Source organism: Variovorax paradoxus B4 (assembly GCF_000463015.1).
Lineage (GTDB): Bacteria > Pseudomonadota > Gammaproteobacteria > Burkholderiales > Burkholderiaceae_C > Variovorax > Variovorax paradoxus_E.
The window spans coordinates 1,944,371-1,961,147 of record NC_022247.1 but is presented as its reverse complement, the minus strand read 5'-3'; the positions used below and the strand labels follow the sequence as shown (position 1 = coordinate 1,961,147).

The 16,777-nt window shown below is 68.5% G+C and carries 14 protein-coding genes; 6 read left to right on the top strand and 8 right to left on the bottom strand.

Features of this window, described 5'->3' with window-relative positions:
• The first annotated feature begins 82 nt into the window (after positions 1–82).
• From VAPA_RS09015 to VAPA_RS08995, 5 genes are read left to right on the top strand one after another with little or no spacing between them, the layout of a single operon-like run.
• The gene (locus tag VAPA_RS09015) at positions 83–1,102 is read left to right on the top strand and encodes an HlyD family efflux transporter periplasmic adaptor subunit (protein WP_021006462.1); all 1,020 of its coding nucleotides are present in this window, start codon (positions 83–85) and stop codon (positions 1,100–1,102) included.
• Positions 1,102–2,910 (top strand): ATP-binding cassette domain-containing protein, encoded by a 1,809-nt coding sequence (locus VAPA_RS09010; protein ID WP_021006461.1) that lies wholly within the window; start codon positions 1,102–1,104, stop codon positions 2,908–2,910. The genes VAPA_RS09015 and VAPA_RS09010 overlap by 1 nt, the downstream gene beginning before the upstream one ends.
• Positions 2,907–4,043 carry an ABC transporter permease gene (locus tag VAPA_RS09005; RefSeq protein WP_021006460.1) on the top strand — a complete coding sequence of 379 codons (1,137 nt, stop codon included), beginning with the start codon at positions 2,907–2,909 and terminating at the stop codon, positions 4,041–4,043. Before VAPA_RS09010 ends, VAPA_RS09005 begins: the two co-directional genes overlap by 4 nt.
• A 13-nt stretch (positions 4,044–4,056) precedes the next feature.
• Positions 4,057–5,175, top strand: a complete 1,119-nt coding sequence (locus tag VAPA_RS09000) for an ABC transporter permease (protein WP_021006459.1) — start codon at positions 4,057–4,059, stop codon at positions 5,173–5,175.
• A gap of 15 nt (positions 5,176–5,190) precedes the next feature.
• The gene (locus VAPA_RS08995; protein ID WP_021006458.1) at positions 5,191–6,723 is read left to right on the top strand and encodes an efflux transporter outer membrane subunit; all 1,533 of its coding nucleotides are present in this window, start codon (positions 5,191–5,193) and stop codon (positions 6,721–6,723) included.
• Here the strand turns inward: VAPA_RS08995 and VAPA_RS08990 are convergent.
• Complete coding sequence (locus VAPA_RS08990) at positions 6,720–7,772, bottom strand: ROK family protein (RefSeq protein WP_021006457.1); 1,053 nt, start codon at positions 7,770–7,772, stop codon at positions 6,720–6,722. The genes VAPA_RS08995 and VAPA_RS08990 overlap by 4 nt on opposite strands.
• A gap of 111 nt (positions 7,773–7,883) precedes the next feature.
• Between VAPA_RS08990 and VAPA_RS08985 the strand changes: the two genes are divergently transcribed.
• Complete coding sequence (locus tag VAPA_RS08985) at positions 7,884–9,443, top strand: ABC transporter permease/substrate-binding protein (protein ID WP_196232550.1); 1,560 nt, start codon at positions 7,884–7,886, stop codon at positions 9,441–9,443.
• 3 nt (positions 9,444–9,446) lie between these two features.
• Here the strand turns inward: VAPA_RS08985 and VAPA_RS08980 are convergent, their stop codons facing one another.
• The 7 genes from VAPA_RS08980 to VAPA_RS08950 form a co-directional block, all read right to left on the bottom strand.
• Entirely contained in the window at positions 9,447–10,883 is a 1,437-nt protein-coding gene (locus tag VAPA_RS08980; RefSeq protein WP_021006455.1) for an aldehyde dehydrogenase family protein, read from the bottom strand.
• Positions 10,884–10,967: 84 nt separating this feature from the next.
• The gene (gudD, locus tag VAPA_RS08975) at positions 10,968–12,326 is read right to left on the bottom strand and encodes a glucarate dehydratase (RefSeq protein ID WP_021006454.1); all 1,359 of its coding nucleotides are present in this window, start codon (positions 12,324–12,326) and stop codon (positions 10,968–10,970) included.
• Positions 12,327–12,342: 16 nt separating this feature from the next.
• Positions 12,343–13,329, bottom strand: a complete 987-nt coding sequence (locus VAPA_RS08970; protein WP_021006453.1) for a Bug family tripartite tricarboxylate transporter substrate binding protein — start codon at positions 13,327–13,329, stop codon at positions 12,343–12,345.
• A gap of 12 nt (positions 13,330–13,341) precedes the next feature.
• Complete coding sequence (locus VAPA_RS08965) at positions 13,342–13,794, bottom strand: nuclear transport factor 2 family protein (protein WP_021006452.1); 453 nt, start codon at positions 13,792–13,794, stop codon at positions 13,342–13,344.
• Between the two features lie 43 nt (positions 13,795–13,837).
• Positions 13,838–14,749: a 5-dehydro-4-deoxyglucarate dehydratase gene (gene kdgD / locus VAPA_RS08960; protein ID WP_021006451.1), complete on the bottom strand. Its 912-nt coding sequence runs from the start codon at positions 14,747–14,749 to the stop codon at positions 13,838–13,840.
• Between the two features lie 143 nt (positions 14,750–14,892).
• Complete coding sequence (locus tag VAPA_RS08955; protein WP_021006450.1) at positions 14,893–15,867, bottom strand: Bug family tripartite tricarboxylate transporter substrate binding protein; 975 nt, start codon at positions 15,865–15,867, stop codon at positions 14,893–14,895.
• 80 nt (positions 15,868–15,947) lie between these two features.
• Entirely contained in the window at positions 15,948–16,763 is an 816-nt protein-coding gene (locus tag VAPA_RS08950) for a FadR/GntR family transcriptional regulator (protein WP_021006449.1), read from the bottom strand.
• Positions 16,764–16,777 lie beyond the last annotated feature (14 nt).

Here is a 16,777-nt window from a genome sequence, read left to right as displayed (position 1 = left end):
AACTGAAAAAATACTTCAAATTCAAATTTCAATTTGATAACATCCGGCGAGCATCCGTGTGGAAACCGGCAGGAACCCGCCCATGAACAAGAGACCTCTCATTGCCGCTGCCCTCGTGGCGCTGGCGGCCGCTGCAGGCGGCTGGTGGTACTTCAGCCGCTCGGCCGCGCCGTCCGACCAGCTCGTGCTGTACGGCAACGTCGACGTGCGCCAGGTCTCGCTCGCCTTCAATGCCAGCGAGCGCGTGGCCGAACTCGCGGTGCGCGAAGGCGACCATGTGCGGGCCGGGCAGGTGCTGGGCCGGCTCGACACCCGCTCGCTCGTGCTGCGCGTGGCGCAGTCGCAGGCGCGCATCGGCGTGCAGGAGCAGGCGCTGCTGCGCCTGAAGACCGGCAGCCGCCCCGAGGAACTGGCGCAGGCCGGCGCCCAGGTGGCCGCGGCGCAGGCCGATGCCGACCTTGCCCGGCAGCAGCTCGCGCGCCTGCAGGCCATCGGCCAGACCACGGCCGGACGCGCGGTGAGCCAGCAGGACCTCGACAGTGCGCAGGCCCGCCGCAAGATGGCGCTCGCGCAGCTGGACAATGCGCGCAAGGCGCAGCAGCTCGCGGTGGCCGGCCCGCGCAAGGAAGACATCGCGCAGGCGCAGGCCCAGCTCGAATCCGCACGCGCCGACCTCGCGCTCATGAACCACCAGCTGGCCGAAGCCGAGCTCAAGTCGCCCATCGACGCCGTGGTGCGCGCCCGCCTGCTCGAGCCCGGCGACATGGCTTCGCCGCAGCGCCCGGCCTTCACGCTGGCCATCACCGATCCCAAGTGGGTGCGCGCCTATGTGGCCGAACCCGACCTCGGCCGCGTGCGGCCCGGCCAGCCGGCCAGCGTGGCCACGGACAGCCAGCCCGGCCAGCCGATCGCGGGCAAGGTGGGCTACATCTCGTCGGTCGCCGAGTTCACGCCCAAGACGGTGCAGACCGAGGAGCTGCGCAGCAGCCTGGTCTACGAGATCCGCGTGATGGTCGACGACAAGGAAGACCGGCTGCGGCTCGGCATGCCGGCGACCGTGCGGCTGCAGCTCGCTTCCTCCACCGCCAACGGCAAACCCTGATGCGCGACACCGGGCCCGCCGTGGTTGCACGCTCCCTGCACAAGCGCTTCGTGGCCAAGGGCTCGAAGCAGGTGGTGCGTGCGCTCGACGACGTGTCGCTCGAAGTGCGCTCCGGCACGCTCACGGCGCTGGTCGGCCCCGACGGCGCGGGCAAGACCACGCTGCTGCGGCTGATGGCCGGCCTGATGCGCGCCGACGCAGGCGAACTGCGCGTGCTCGGCATCGACGTGTCGGCCGACCCGCAGGCGGTGCAGGACCGCATCAGCTACATGCCCCAGCGCTTCGGCCTCTACGACGACCTGAGCGTGCAGGAGAACCTCGACCTCTACGCCGACCTGCACGGCGTCCTGGCCGGCCAACGCCGCGCGCGCTATGCGCGGCTGATGGAAATGACCGACCTCGGCCGCTTCACCGACCGCCCCGCGGGCAAGCTTTCGGGCGGCATGAAGCAGAAGCTCGGCCTCGCCTGCACGCTGGTGCGCTCGCCCGACCTGCTGCTGCTCGACGAACCCACCGTGGGCGTCGATCCGCTCTCGCGGCGCGAGCTCTGGCAGATCGTGCAGCAGCTGGTCGACGAGGAAAAGCTTTCGGTGATCGTGAGCACCGCCTACCTCGACGAGGCCGAGCGCTGCAGCCACGTGTTCGTGCTGCAGGAGGGCCGGCTGATCGCGCAGGGCACGCCGGACGAAATTCGCGGCCATGCAGAGGGCACCTGCTTTGTCGCGGCGCCGCCGGACGGCGAGGCGCCACGGCTGATGCAGGCGCGCCTGCTCGATGCGCGGCAAGAGATCGTCGATGCCGTGCCGAAGGGCGGCGAGGTGCACTTCATCCGCCGCCGAGGCACGGACGACGCGGCCCTCGAGAAGCTGCTCGCCGGTGCGCGCGCCGAGCCCGTGCCGCCTCGGCTCGAAGACGGCTTCATGACGCTGCTGCGCGCCCGGCAGGCCACCGACACGAACATCGCGCCATCAGCGGCGAGCGAAGGCCTTGCACCGGCCGAGGGCGAGCCCGGCGAAGTGGTCATCGAGGTGAAGGACCTGGTGCGCCGCTTCGGCGATTTCGTGGCCGTGGCGAGCACCAGCTTCTCGGTGCGGCGCGGTGAGATCTTCGGCCTGCTGGGCCCTAACGGCGCGGGCAAGACCACCACCTTTCGCATGCTCTGCGGCCTGCTGCCCGCGAGCGGCGGGCAACTGCGCGTGGCGGGCGTCGACCTGCGCCACGCGCGCGCGCAGGCCCGCCAGCGCATCGGCTACGTGTCGCAGAAGTTCGCGCTCTACGGCAATCTCACGGTGCGCGAGAACCTCTCGTTCTTCGGCGGCGCCTACGGCCTGCGCGGGCAGAAGCTGCAGGGGCGCATGGACACGGTGCTGCAGCAGTTCGGCCTCGAACGCGAACTCGACGCGCCCAGCGGCCAGCTGCCCGGCGGCTACAGGCAGCGCCTGGCCATGGCCACGGGCCTGCTGCACGAGCCCGAGATCCTGTTCCTCGACGAGCCCACCAGCGGCACCGACCCGCTCGCGCGCCGCGAGTTCTGGCGCCGCATCACGGCACTGGCCGAAGGCGGCACCACCGTCGTCATCACGACCCACTTCATGGAAGAGGCCGAGTACTGCGACCGCATCGTGATCCAGGACGCCGGCAAGGTGCTGGCCATCGGCACGCCGCGCGAGGTGCGGGCGCAGGCACTCGATGGCGAGGACGACGAAAAGCGCATCGACATGGAGCAGGCCTTCATCGGCATCGTCGAGAAGGCGCGGCAGGAAGACAGCTCGGCGGAAAGGCGCGCAGCGCCTGGGGTGCACCAATGAGCGGCTTCCGCACCCGGCTCGTCTCCCTCACGCGCAAGGAGTTTCGCCAGCTGCTGCGCGACCGCAGCAACCTGGCCATCGGCATCCTGCTGCCGATGGTGCTGATCCTGATCTTCGGCTACGGCATGTCGCTGGACGTGAAGAACGCACCGGTGGGCGTGGTGCTCGAAGACCCCTCGCCCACCGCGCATGAGGCCATGGCCGGCCTGCAACTTTCGCCCACCATCGCGCCCGTGCTGCTGGGCTCCATGCACGACGCCGAGGCGTTGATGCGCGAACGCAAGATCGACGGCATCGTGCGCGTGCCCTCGGATTTCTCGCGCGCGCTGGCTGCAGGCAACGCGCACGTGCAGCTCATCGTGCATGGCGCCGACGCCGGGCGCGCGACCATCATCCAGGCCTACGTGAGCGGCGCCCTGGCGCAATCGGCCGTGCGCCAGGCCGACCGCGGCGGCGGCAGCACCGGTGCCGACGCCCCCGCAGCGGGCCGCGTGACCGTGGAGCAGCGCATGTGGTTCAACGCCGCGAACACCAGCACCTGGTACCTGGTGCCGGGCCTCATCGTGCTCATCATGACCCTGGTTGGCGCCTTTCTCACCGCATTGGTGATGGCGCGCGAATGGGAGCGCGGCACGCTCGAGGCGCTGTTCGTCACGCCGGTGCGGCCAGTGGAAATACTGCTGGCCAAGATCATTCCGTATTTCGCTGTCGGCATGCTGGGCCTTGCGCTGTGCCTGCTGGCCGCGCGCTTCCTGTTCGCGGTGCCGATGTACGGCTCGCTGCTCGCGGTGGTGCTCAGCTCGATGCTGTACCTGATCGTGGCGGTGAGCCTGGGGCTGGTGATCTCGTCGGTCACGCGCAACCAGTTTCTCGCGAGCCAGGTGGCGCTGATCGTCACGTTCATGCCTTCGATGATGCTGTCGGGCTTCCTGTTCGACCTGCGCAACGTGCCCACCGCCGTGCGCGTGATCGGCCACGTGCTGCCGGCCACCTACTTCATGGACCTGATCAAGACGCTGTTCCTCGCGGGCGACGTCTGGCCGCTGATCTGGCGCAACTGCACGGTCCTCGTGGCCTATGCGGTCGGCCTGCTGCTGCTTGCCCGCGTGGTCACGCGCAAGAGCCTGGATTGAAGGACCGCCTTCCATGATCGACTTCCTGCTGCGCGTCGCCAACCTCTGCAAGAAGGAGCTGCTCGCCATCTTCAAGGACCCGGCAAGCCGCGTGATCCTGTTCGTTCCCGCCATCATGCAGAGCCTCGTCTTCGGCTATGCCGCCACCTACGACCTCTCGAACGTGCCCTATGCGCTGCTCGACCAGAGCCGCACGGGCGCATCGAGCGAGCTGATTGCGCACCTCGACAGCACCGGCGTCTTCCATCGCGTGGCCACGCTGCGCACGCAGGCCGACATCCGGGAAGTCATCGATACCGAGAAGGCGTTGCTCGTGATCCAGATCGCGCCGAACTTCGAGCAGCAGCTCAGCGCGGGACAGTCCGCGGCCATCCAGCTGATCCTGGATGCGCGCAACTCCAACACCGCGGGCTCCGCGGCCGGCTACGTGAGCGCGGTGGTCGAGCGCTACAACGCCGAGCTGCGCGCGCGCGCCGGCGCACCGCCGGCCCCGCTCACCATCGAATCGCGCGCCTGGTTCAACCCCAACCTCGAAACGCGATGGAACCTGCTGCCCGGCCTGATCGCCGCGCTCAGCATGCTGCAGACGCTGCTGCTCACCGCGCTTTCCGTGGCGCGGGAGCGCGAGCAAGGCACCTTCGACCAGCTGCTGGTCACGCCGATGTCGCCGCTCGAGATCATGATCGGCAAGGCGCTGCCGCCGGTGCTGGTGGGCCTCGCGCAGTCGACGCTGATCCTGCTGGTGGCGCTGTTCTGGTTCGGCATTCCGATGGCGGGCTCGCTGGTCACGCTCTACACCGGGCTGGTTTTCTTCACGGTGGCCAGCGTGGGCATCGGCCTCTCGATTTCGGCGGTGTCGGCCAACATGCAGCAGGCCATGCTCTACACCTTCGTGCTGTTGATGCCGATGATGCTGCTCTCCGGCCTGACCACGCCGGTGCGCAACATGCCGCACGTGCTGCAGGTGATCACCATGGCCAACCCGCTGCGCTTCGCGATCGACCTGGTGCAGCGCGTCTACCTCGAGGGCGTGGGCCTGGCCACGGTGTGGCACAACCTGATTCCGCTGTCGATCATCGCCATCGTCACGCTGCCGCTGGCGGCCTGGCTGTTTCGCCATCGCCTGGTCTGAACCCGGGAGCACCACATGCCTGCATCACGCACCCTCTTCGCATATTCCGTGCTTGCGCTTCTGCTGGGTGGATGCGCCGTGGGGCCCGACCACCGGCCCGCGCAAGTGCAGGCGCCCACCGATTGGTCCGCATGGCACGGCGGCTCGGCGGCGCTGCTCGGCGCCGAGCGCAAGGCCGCGCCGGCGGGCGTCGCATCCGGCGACTGGAAGGCCTTCGGCGATCCGCTGCTCGACCGCTTGCAGGCCCGCGCGCTGGCCGCCAACCATGACCTGCAAACCGCTGCCCTGCGCTTCGCGCAAAGCCGCGTCCAGCGCACCGCGGCGGCGGCGCAGCAGGCGCCGCAGCTCAATGCCAGCGGCAGCGTCAGCCGGCAGCGCCAGAGCGAGAGCGGCACCGCGACGCGGATGATCGATGCGCTGGGCTCGTCGGTCGCCAACCGCGACCAGCTGATCCGCACGCTCAGCGAGCCCTACAACCTCTACCAGGCCGGTTTCGATGCCTCGTGGGAAATCGACCTCTGGGGCCGCGTGCGGCGCAGCATCGAGGCCGCCGATGCGGACACCGGCGCATCGGCCGCGCTGCTGCAGCAGGCGCAGCTCAGCGTGCAGGCGGAGGTGGCGCGCAGCTACTTCGAGTTGCGCGGTGCACAGCGTGAACTGCGCCTGGCCCGGGCCGACATCGCGGCCGCGGCCGAGTCGCTCGAGCTGGTGCAGGCACGTGCCGACGGCGGACTGGTCACCGACCTGGACCCGACGCGCCAGCGCACGCAGCTGGCCGAGCTGCGCGCGCGCATTCCGATGCTGCTGCAGCAGGAGGCGCAGGCCATGAACCAGATCACGCTGCTGGCCGGCGCATCGCCCGGCACGCTGAACGCCGAACTCGCGCCACCTTCCGACGGCGCGGGCGACACGCTCGAAGCGCTGCAGGCATCACCGCTGCCCGACCTTGCGCTGGGCCTGCCTTCCGATGTGGCGCGCCAGCGCCCCGACATCGCCGCGGCAGAGGCGCAATTGCATGCCGCCACCGCGCGCATCGGCGTGGCCGTGGCAGACCTCTATCCGCGCGTCACGCTCGGTGCGGGCTTCGGCTACGAATCGGCCGGCAGCGAGCGCTTTGGCGAATGGGGCAGCCGGCAATGGCATGTCGGCCCCTCCATCAGCCTGCCCATCTTCGACAACGGCCGGCGCCGGAGCACGGTGAACCTGCGCGAGCTGCAGCAGCAGGAAGCCGCGGTGGCCTTCCAGCAGACCGTGCTCAAGGCCTGGCATGAAATCGATTCGGCGCTGAGCGCCTACACCGCCGAGCGCCAGCGCCACGCCGAGCTGGTCGAGCGCGAGCGCAGCAGCCGCGACGCACTCACGCTCGCGCATGCGCGCTATGCGAACGGGCTCACGGATTTCGGCGTCGAACTCGACGCCCGCCGCACGCTGCTGCAGGCCCGGCGCGACCAGGTGCAGAGCACGAGCCGCATGGCGGTCGGCATGGTGGCGGTCTACAAGGCGCTCGGCGGCACCATGCCGCCCGCCGTCGCTGCGGCACCGGGCTAGAAGGTGTTGGTGAAGCTCGCGTTGCCAAGGCCGGTGCCGATGGTCAGTACGCCCCAATGGCAGACGTCGCGCATGAAGGGCAGCTCGCTCAGCCCCTGCACCACCGCGTCGTTGTGCATCAGCACCAGCGTGGGGCCGGAGCCGATCATCGGTATGCGGCGCCACAGCGCGCTGGGCAGGTGAAACGCACGGCTCTCCCAATCGCCCGGCAGGTTCTGCGTCCCGCGCTCGATCGAGCCGTCCTTGCGTATCAACCCCGGACAGGCAATGCCGATGAAAGGTGCAAGCCTGATTTTCCTGCGCTCGCAATAGCGCACCATGTCCTCGAGCATGGCCGCGATGCGCTCGACCATGTCGGTGCGGTTCGGGTCGTCGTCCGCATGGCGCCACTTCTCCCGGCGCACCACCTTGGCACGCGACAGGTCGGGCGCCTTGCGCCGCCGCGTCTTCACGATGCCGCAGCGCACGTTGGTGCCACCGATGTCCACGGCCAGGATGGCGTCGTGCTTCTTCAGCATGGCCGGCGGCGCCAGGTGCACCCAACCGATCAGGCCGCCGTCGTCGACCTCGTGCGACAGCCGCCCGAGCTGGACGTGCACGCCCATGTCTTCCAGGATGGCCGCCGTCTGCAGGATGGCGCGCTCGCCCACGTCGCTCTCGGTGAAGCCGCCGCCCACCACGATGCGCTCCACCTTCTTCCATGAGGGCTGGCGCGTGAAGCGCCGGATCACGAAGGCCAGTTCTTCGGCGAATTCCTCGATGGCGCCATGCATCAGGTCGCCGGCGGCCGAGGTCTTCTGCAGCACGCGGTCGAGCTGCGCCTTGCTGAGGTCGCGCGAGTGCTCCCGCCCCAAGGGATCGCTGCCGGTCTTGCGGCGGCGCTTGCGCCAGCGTTCGAGTAGCTCCCTGAAGGCGGTCTGGCTGGCCTGGTCGCCGACGAAGCCGTCCTTGTCGCGCAGCTGCAGGCTGTAGCCCTCCACCCTGAGGCCCGGGAGCTCGCGCAGGCCGTGCACGTCGGGGCCGGGCAGGAGGTGGGTTTTCTTCTTCATGGCGGCCATGATCAGTGCGATTGAATCTGGCAAGCATCGGTAGCCCGCACCAGGTTTTGTAGGAGATTGGCGGGTGCGCCGATCGGGGCGATGTCTATACACTGGCCCCCGATGTGCCTGCCCCACCGCCGCATCCTGCGCGCCGCCTTGTTGTTGTTCGCCATTACCTGGCTCGGTGCCGCTGCGTCGGCGCAACCCGGTGAGGGCACGCTGCGTGTCGGCTCCAAGCGCTTCACCGAGTCGTACATCCTTGCCGAGCTGCTGGCGCAGACCGCGGCGCCGCACACCGCATCGCCGCCGGTGGTGCGGCAGGGGCTGGGCAACACGGCCATCGTGTACGAGGCGCTGCGGTCGGGCGCGATCGACCTCTACGCCGAATACACCGGCACCATCGCGCTCGAGATCCTCAAGGGCTCGCCGGCCGATACGCGCGAGGCCATGAATGCGGCGCTGGCGCCGCTGGGCCTGGGTGTGGCCATTCCGCTCGGCTTCAACGACGGCTATGCGCTGGCCGTGCGGGCGGCCGATGCCGAGCGGCTCGGCCTGCGCACGCTGAGCGATCTCGCGAAGCACCCCGAGCTCAAGCTCGGCCTGTCGAACGAGTTCCTCGGCCGTGCCGATGGCTGGAAGGGCCTCGCCGCGCGCTACGGCTTCACGCAGACGCCCACCGGCCTCGACCACGGGCTGGCCTACGAAGCCGTGGCCGCGAAGCAGATCGACGCCATCGACATCTACACCACCGACGCCAAGATCGACCATCTCGGCCTGCGCGTGCTGGAGGACGACAAGAAATACTTTCCGCGCTACGACGCCGTGGTGCTCTACAGGCTCGACCTGCCGGCGCGGCTGCCCAAGGCCTGGGCCGCGCTGCAGGCGCTCGAGGGCCGCCTCGACGAGCACGCGATGATCGCGATGAATGCGCGCGCCGAACTGCAGAGCGTGCCCTTCGACGCCATCGCGCGCGACTTCCTGGCCGGCACCGGCAAGGGCGCAAAGGCCGAGGCCCGGGAACCCCGGCGCGGCTTCGCCGCCAAGCTGTTCGGCCCCGACCTCTGGCAGCTCGCGCGCCAGCACCTGGTGCTGGTGGCGGTATCCGTCGGTGTTGCGATCCTGATCGGCGTGCCGCTCGCGATCCTGGTGTTTCCGCATGTGCGGCTGCGTGCGCTGGTGCTCGGCTTCGCGAGCCTGCTGCAGACCGTGCCTTCGCTCGCGCTGCTGGCCGTGCTGATCTCCATGCTCGGAGCGATCGGCGCGTTGCCCGCGCTGATCGCGCTCACGCTTTACTCGCTGCTGCCGATCATGCGCAACACCGTGACGGGCCTCGCCGAAGTGCCGAACGGCCTGCGCCTGGCCGGCACCGCCCTTGGCATGACGCCGCCGCAGAACCTGCGGCTGGTGCTGCTGCCGCTGGCGCTGCCCACGCTGCTGGCAGGCGTGCGAACGGCCACGGCCATCGCCATCGGCACCGCCACCATCGCGGCCTTCATCGGTGCGGGCGGATTCGGCGAGCGCATCGTGACGGGACTGGCCCTCAACGACCGCGAGCTGCTGCTGGCGGGCGCGCTGCCGGCCGCGGCGCTGGCGCTGCTGAGCGAAGGCATCTTCGAGCTGATCGAACTCGCGATGCGCCGTCGCCGAGGCACACCGCCGAGCTCGCTGCCGCTCGCCTGAACCTCAGGCCAGCGTGTAGGCCGTCTTCACCGTGGTGAAGAACTCCTGCGCGTACTTGCCCTGCTCGCGCGGCCCGTAGCTCGAGCCCTTGCGCCCGCCGAACGGCACGTGATAGTCCACGCCTGCGGTCGGCAGGTTGACCATCACCATGCCGGCCTGGCTGTGGCGCTTGAAGTGCGTGGCGTACTTCAGGCTCGTGGTGGCAATGCCGGCCGAGAGACCGAACTCGGTGTCGTTGGCCGTGGCCAGCGCCTCTTCGTAGTTCTTCACGCGGATCACGCTCGCGACCGGGCCGAAGATCTCTTCCTTGTTGATGCGCATGGCCGCCGCCGATTCGCTGAAGAGGGCCGGCGACATGTAGTAGCCATCGGTCTCCAGCTTCAGCAGCTCGCCGCCGGCCGCGAGCGTGGCGCCCTCGCCCTTGCCGATGGCGATGTATTCCATGTCCTGGTCCAGCTGCGACTTCGACGAGACCGGGCCCACGTCGGTGCCCTGCGCCAGCGCATCGCCCACCTTGATCTTGGCCATGCGCGCCTTCATGGCCTCGATGAACTTGGGATAGATGCCTTCGGTCACGATGAGCCGGCTCGAGGCCGTGCAGCGCTGGCCGGTGGAGTAGAAGGCGCTTTGCACGCTGAGCTCCACGGCCTGCGACAGGTCAGCGTCGTCCAGGATCACCTGCGGGTTCTTGCCGCCCATTTCGAGCTGCACCTTCTTGTGCCTGGTGACGCACTGCACGGCGATGTTGCGACCCACGCCGACCGAGCCCGTGAAGCTGATCGCATGGATGCCGGGATGGTTGACCAGCGCCTCGCCGATCACGCTGCCGCGGCCCATCACCAGGTTGAACACGCCCGCCGGGATGCCCGAGCGGCTGATGATTTCGGAGAGCGCCCAGGCGCAGCCCGGCACGAGGTCGGCGGGCTTCAGAACCACGCAGTTGCCGAAGGCGAGCGCAGGCGCGATCTTCCAGGCGGGAATGGCAATGGGGAAGTTCCAGGGCGTGATGAGGCCGACCACGCCGACCGGCTCGCGCGTGATTTCCACGCCGATGTTCGGGCGCACCGAAGGCAGCACCTCGCCCGACAGGCGCAGGCACTCGCCGGCAAAGAACTTGAAGATCTGGCCCGCGCGGGTGGCTTCGCCGATGCCTTCGGCCTTGGTCTTGCCTTCTTCACGGGCGAGCAGCGTGCCCAGTTCTTCCTTGCGCGCGAGGATCTCGGTGCCGATCTTGTCGAGCGCATCGGAGCGCACCTGGATGCTGCCGGTGGCCCAGGCCGGGAAGGCGGCGGTGGCGGCGGCCACGGCGGCCTCGACGTCCGCGGCACTGCCCTGCGCGTACTGGCCCAGCACGTCGGCCAGGTTGCTGGGGTTGACGTTGGGGCTGTAGCTTGCGCCGGCACGCCATTCGCCGCCGATCAGGTTGTCGAAGTTTTGCATGAGGATTCCTTGCTGTTCGATGGAAAGAACGAAGCCGGAGCACTGGGTGTCCGGCTGCGGAAATGGAAACGGGAGACTAAACCTTCAACGCACCATGCATGGTTTTTTGTTGTCGAAAGTCCACCCCGGGATCAAGTATTGCATCGCCTGCGCATCGTTGCGCGCGCCGAGGCCGTGCTTCAGGTACAGCTGGTGCGCCTTCTCGACCTCGTCCATGTCGAGTTCCACGCCCAGGCCACCGCGCGTCGGCACCTTCACGAAGCCGCCTTCGATCTGCAGCGGCGCCTTCGTCAGGCGCTGGCCGTCCTGCCAGATCCAGTGCGTGTCGATCGCCGTGACCTTGCCCGGCGCGGCCGCCGCCACGTGCGTGAACATGGCCAGCGACACATCGAAGTGGTTGTTCGAATGCGAGCCCCAGGTCAGGCCCCAGGCCTGGCACAGCTGCGCCACGCGCACCGAGCCCTGCAGGGTCCAGAAATGCGGATCGGCCAGCGGAATGTCGACCGACTGCAGCGAGAGGCTGTGCACCATCTCGCGCCAGTCGGTGGCGACCATGTTGGTGGCGGTCGGCAGGCCGGTGGCGCGGCGGAACTCGGCCATCACCTCGCGGCCCGAGAACACGCCTTCGGCGCCGCAGGGGTCTTCGGCATAGGCCATGACGCCATGCAGGTCGCGGCACAGGCGGATCGCGTCCTGCAGGAGCCAGCCGCCGTTGGGGTCGAGCGTGACGCGCGCCTTGGGAAAGCGCTCGTGCAGCGCGCGGATGGCTTCCACCTCTTCTTCGCCGCGCAGCACGCCGCCCTTGAGCTTGAAGTCGGTGAAGCCGTAGCGCGCGTGCGTGGCCTCCGCCAGGCGCACGATGGCTTCGGGCGTCATCGCTTCTTCATGGCGCAGGCGGAACCAGTCGTTGTCGGCACCGGGATCGCTCTCGTACGGCAGGTCGGTCTTGGTGCGGTCGCCCACGTAGAAGAGGTAGCCGAGCATCTGCACGGCATCGCGCTGCTGGCCTTCGCCAAGCAGTGCCGCCACGGGCACTTCGAGGAACTGGCCCAGCAGGTCGAGCAGCGCCGCCTCGACGGCGGTGACCGCATGGATGGTCACGCGCAGGTCGAAGGTCTGCTGGCCGCGGCCGCCGCTGTCGCGGTTGGCGAAGGCGCTGCGCAGGCTGTTGAGCATCGCGTTGTGGCGGCCGATGGGCTGGCCCACGATGAGGCCGCGCGCATCTTCGAGCGTCTGGCGGATCTTCTCGCCGCCCGGCACTTCGCCGACGCCGGTGTGGCCCGCGCTGTCGGTCAGGATCAGCAGGTTGCGCGTGAAGAACGGGCCGTGCGCGCCGCTCAGGTTCATCAGCATGCTGTCGTGGCCCGCGACGGGCACCACGCGCATGCCGGTGACCACGGGCGCGCCGGACACGACTTTGGAAGCGGATTCGGAATTTGTCATTTTCGGGCTCGGTGCCTCAATCTGCGGTGATGTGGCGAGTGTCGATCAATGTCTTCCAGCGCGTCCACTCGCGCAACTGGAAGGCGGTGAATTCTTCGGGGGTGCTGGCGACGATTTCCAGGCCCTGGTCGAGCATGCGCTTCTTCGTCTCCGGGTCCTGCATGGCGGCAACCACCGCGTCGCTGAGCTTCTTCTTCGTGGCGGGCGGCAGGCCCTTCGGCGCAGCCATGCCTTGCCACGAATAGACCTCCGCCCCCTGCACACCGGCCTCGGCCAGCGTAGGTACATCGGGCAGCACGGGCGAGCGCTTGTCGCCGGTGACGGCAAGGGCGCGCAGCTTGCCCGCGCGGACGTGAGGCAGCACGGCATTCACGTTCTGGAACGAAAAATCGACCTGGCTGCCGAGCAGATCGTTGATGGCCGGGGCACCGCCCTTGTAGGGCACATGCACGCCTTCGGTCTTGCTCTGCTGCCAGAACAGTTCGGCCGACAGATGGTCGGACGAGCCGTTGCCCGAACTCGCGAACGAGACCTTGCCCGGGGTCTTGCGCAGCAATGTCAGCACGTCGGCCACGGTGCGTTCGGGTCGCGCGGCATTGGCCACCAGCACGTTGGGCGCCTGCACGGGCACGCTGATGTAGTCGAAGTCCTTGGTGGCGTCATAGGGCACGCTCTTCTGCAGGTGCGGCGTGACGACGAAGGCACCGAGCGAAGACACCAGCAGCGTGTAGCCGTCGGGCGCCGCGCGCTTGACCTGTCCCGTGCCGATGGTGCCCGTGGCGCCCGGCCGGTTGTCGACGACGAAGCTCCCGCCGAGCTTCGCCTGCAATTGCAGCGCCAGGGCACGCGCCACCATGTCGGTGGAACCGCCGGCAGGGAACGGCACCACGATGGTCACCGGCTTCTGCTGCGGCCACGCATCGGCTTGGGCCAAGGCATGAAGAGGCAGCAGCGCGGCGGCGGCAAGCGCAAGGCCCGCTGCGACAAGTTCTTTTCTATTCATCCGGGCTTCCGATCAGGAGGTAATGCGCACGGCCTGGCGGGCCAGCAGCTTCCACTCGCCGCCCTGCTTCTGCCAGACGCCGAGGATCTTCAGCGCCACCTTGCCGGGCTTGCCCGAATCGTTGGTGTCGGCCGCGAGCGTGTGGCGCACGATCGCAACGTTGTCGACCACCTTGATGGCCTGGTCGGTGATCGTGATGCTCACGAAGTCGGACTTGCGCTCGAGCAGGTCGCCGATGAAGCTGGCCTTGGTGTCGACCTTGCCGCCCGAATGGCCGTAGCTCAGGTCGTCGGCCACCAGCGCGCCGAGGGCGGCGGCGGTGGGATCGACCATTGCAAGGCGCAGCCGCTCGGCGGCCGCGGCCACGGCCGGCTCGGCCGATGCGCCGCCGCCCCCGGGCGCCATCGCACAGCCCGTGAACAGAACGGCGGATGCGGCAATGAGAAAGAGCTTCTTGATGGACATGCCTTGTCTCCGTTGTTGTTGTTGTTGTTCTCGGCCCGACCGCTTACTGCGGGCCGAGCGCGTCGATCAGCGCCTTGAGCTGTTCCATCTCGGCGGGCTTCAGGTCAGTGAGCGGCGTGCGCACGGGGCCGGCGTCGTGGCCGACGATCTTGGCACCAGCCTTGACGATGCTCACCGCATAGCCCGGCACGCGGTTGCGCAGGTCGAGATAAGGCATGAAGAAGTTCTTCAGCAGGCGGTGCTGCGTCGGCAGGTCGTCGTTCGCGACCGCGTGATAGAAATCCATCGCCGTCTTCGGGATGAAGTTGAAGACTGCCGACGAATACACCGGCGTGCCCATCGCCTTGTAGGCCGCGGCATAGACCTCGGCCGTGGGCAGGCCGCCCAGGTAGGCGAAGCGGTCGCCCATCTTCTGGTAGATGGCGACCATGGCTTCGATGTCGCCCACGCCGTCCTTGAAGCCGACGAGGTTCGGATTGCGCTCGGCCAGGCCGGCCAGCGTGTCGGGCTTGAGGCGGCTGGTGGCGCGGTTGTAGACGATCACGCCGAACTTCACGCTCTTGCACACGGCTTCGACGTGCGCGGCCAGGCCTTCCTGGCCGGCTTCGGTCAGGTAGTGCGGCAGCAGCAGGATGCCGTGCGCGCCGGCCTTCTCGGCCGCCTGCGCGCACTGGATCGCAAAGCGCGTGGGGCCGCCGGCGCCGGCAATGATCGGCACCACGCCGCGGCAGGTGTCGACCGCGGTCTGGATGATGCCGGGGTACTCGTCGCCGGTCAGCGAGAAGAACTCACCCGTGCCGCCAGCCGCGAACAGCGCGCTCGCGCCGTAGGGGGCGAGCCACTCGAGACGCTTCTCGTAGCCCTTCTTGTTGAAGTCGCCGTTCGCGTCGAAGTCGGTCAACGGGAACGAGAGCAGGCCGGAGCCCATGATGGTTTTGAGTTCTTGAGGGTTCATCGAGACACCAATGAGAGTGGGTTGAAAAATGGATCCGTTCTTTTCGTGGACTACCGCGGAACCGGCTCCGCCGGGCCGCTGGTAGTGCCCCCGGAACGGGGGTGGCGAAGCGGCACGAAGTGCGCGCAGACTGGGGGAGAGACTTAATCCAGCTTGATGCCGGCGTCGGCAACCACCTTGGCCCAGCGCGCGCGCTCCTTGCCGAAGAACTGCTCTTCCTCGGCCGGTGCCATGGTCACGACCTCGGCACCCTGCCCCGCAAGGCGCGAGCGGATGTCGGCCGTGCGGATGACGGTGATCAGTTCCTTGTTGAGGCGCTGCACGATGGCGTCGGGCGTGCCCTTGGCAACCCGCACGCCCTGCCAGGTGCCGGACTCGAAGCCCGCCACGCCCTGCTCCGCGATGGTGGGCACTTCGCCGATCAGCGGCATGCGCGTCGATTTCGAAACGCCGAGCACCTTGAGCTTGCCGCTCTGCACATGCGGCAGGGTGGCCAGCATGCCGTTCATCAGGATCTGCGTCTGGCCGGCGACCGTATCCTGCACCGCCTGCACGCCGCCCTTGTAGGGCACGTACTGCCAGCGCGCGCCGCTGGCGCGCTCGAGCGCCACGCCGGCCAGGTGCGGCGCGCTGCCGGTGGCGGTCACGGCAAAATTGATCTCCGACTTCTTCGACAGCGCGACCAGTTCCTTCAGGTTGTTGGCCTGGACCGACGGGTGCACCACCAGCAGGTGTGGCGAATAGGCCAGCATGGTCACGCCGCGCAGGTCCTTCGAGGGGTCGAAAGGCAGCCGCGTGTAGACCGAGGGGCTGATGGCCAGCGCGCCGACGTCGCACAGCAGCAGCGTGTAGCCGTCGGGCTTGGACTTGGCGACGAAATCGGCGCCCAGGTTGCCGTTGGCACCGGGCTTGTTGTCGACGATGACCGGCTGGCCAAGCGCTTCCGACAGCGGCTGGCTGATGGAGCGGGCAATGATGTCGGACGAACCACCGGGCGGGTACGGCACCACGATGCGCACGGGCCTGGAGGGCCAGTTGTCGGCGGCATGCGCGCCACCGGCCGCAAGCACCCCGCCGCAGAGGGCGCCAAGCATCAGGTCACGTCGTTTCAAGCTCATTCAAGTCTCCTGCTGGTTGTGTTGTCAGTCATCGTACAACTGAGAACGACACTTGTCCAGCCTCCTGCCCGAAATTTCCTTCAGGACGCAGTCGGCGGCGTCTTGGCCGCAGCCTGCTGGGCCGCTTCCTGTGCCACGCGCAGCCGCTCGCGGCTGTTGGTCAGGTGGATGCGCATGGCCGCGCGGGCCGACTCCGGATCGCGGCGCGCAATGGCCGCATAGATCTCTTCGTGCTCGCGGTTCACGCGGCTCAGGTACTCGCCGCGCCGGTCGTAGTTGCGGATGGCGGTGATGCGCGTGCGCGGAATGATCGTGGTGCCCAGGTGGCTCATGATGTCCGCGAAATACGGGTTGCCGGTGGCCTGGGCGATCTGCAGATGGAAGCGGAAGTCCGGCGCCACGGTGTCCCCCGCCACCGCCACGTTGCGCTCGAAATCGTCGAGCGCCTGGCGCATGGCGAGCAGGTGCTCCTCGGTGCGGCGCGTGGCGGCCAGCCCTGCGGATTCGGTTTCGAGGCTGATGCGCAGTTCGAGCACCGCCAGCACGTCCACGGAGGTGGCGATGTCGGCGGAATCGAGCCGGAACATGCCCGCCGCGCGCGGCTGCAGCACGAAGGTGCCGACGCCATGGTGCGTCTCCACCAGCCCGGCGGCCTGCAGTTTCGACAGCGCCTCGCGCACAACGGTGCGGCTGACGCCGAAGGACTTCATGATGGCCGACTCGGTCGGCAGCTTGTCGCCGGGGCGCAGCGACTGACTGCGGATCTTCTCGCCCAGATCTTCCACCAGCCCATGGGCAAGGCCGCGCGGCCGCGGGCGCCCCACGAAGGGCGCGCCTGCGGCAACTTCTGTCGCGGCGTCGGAAATTGAGGGATTACCCGCAGTCGTCTGGACCATGGTCACGATAATAA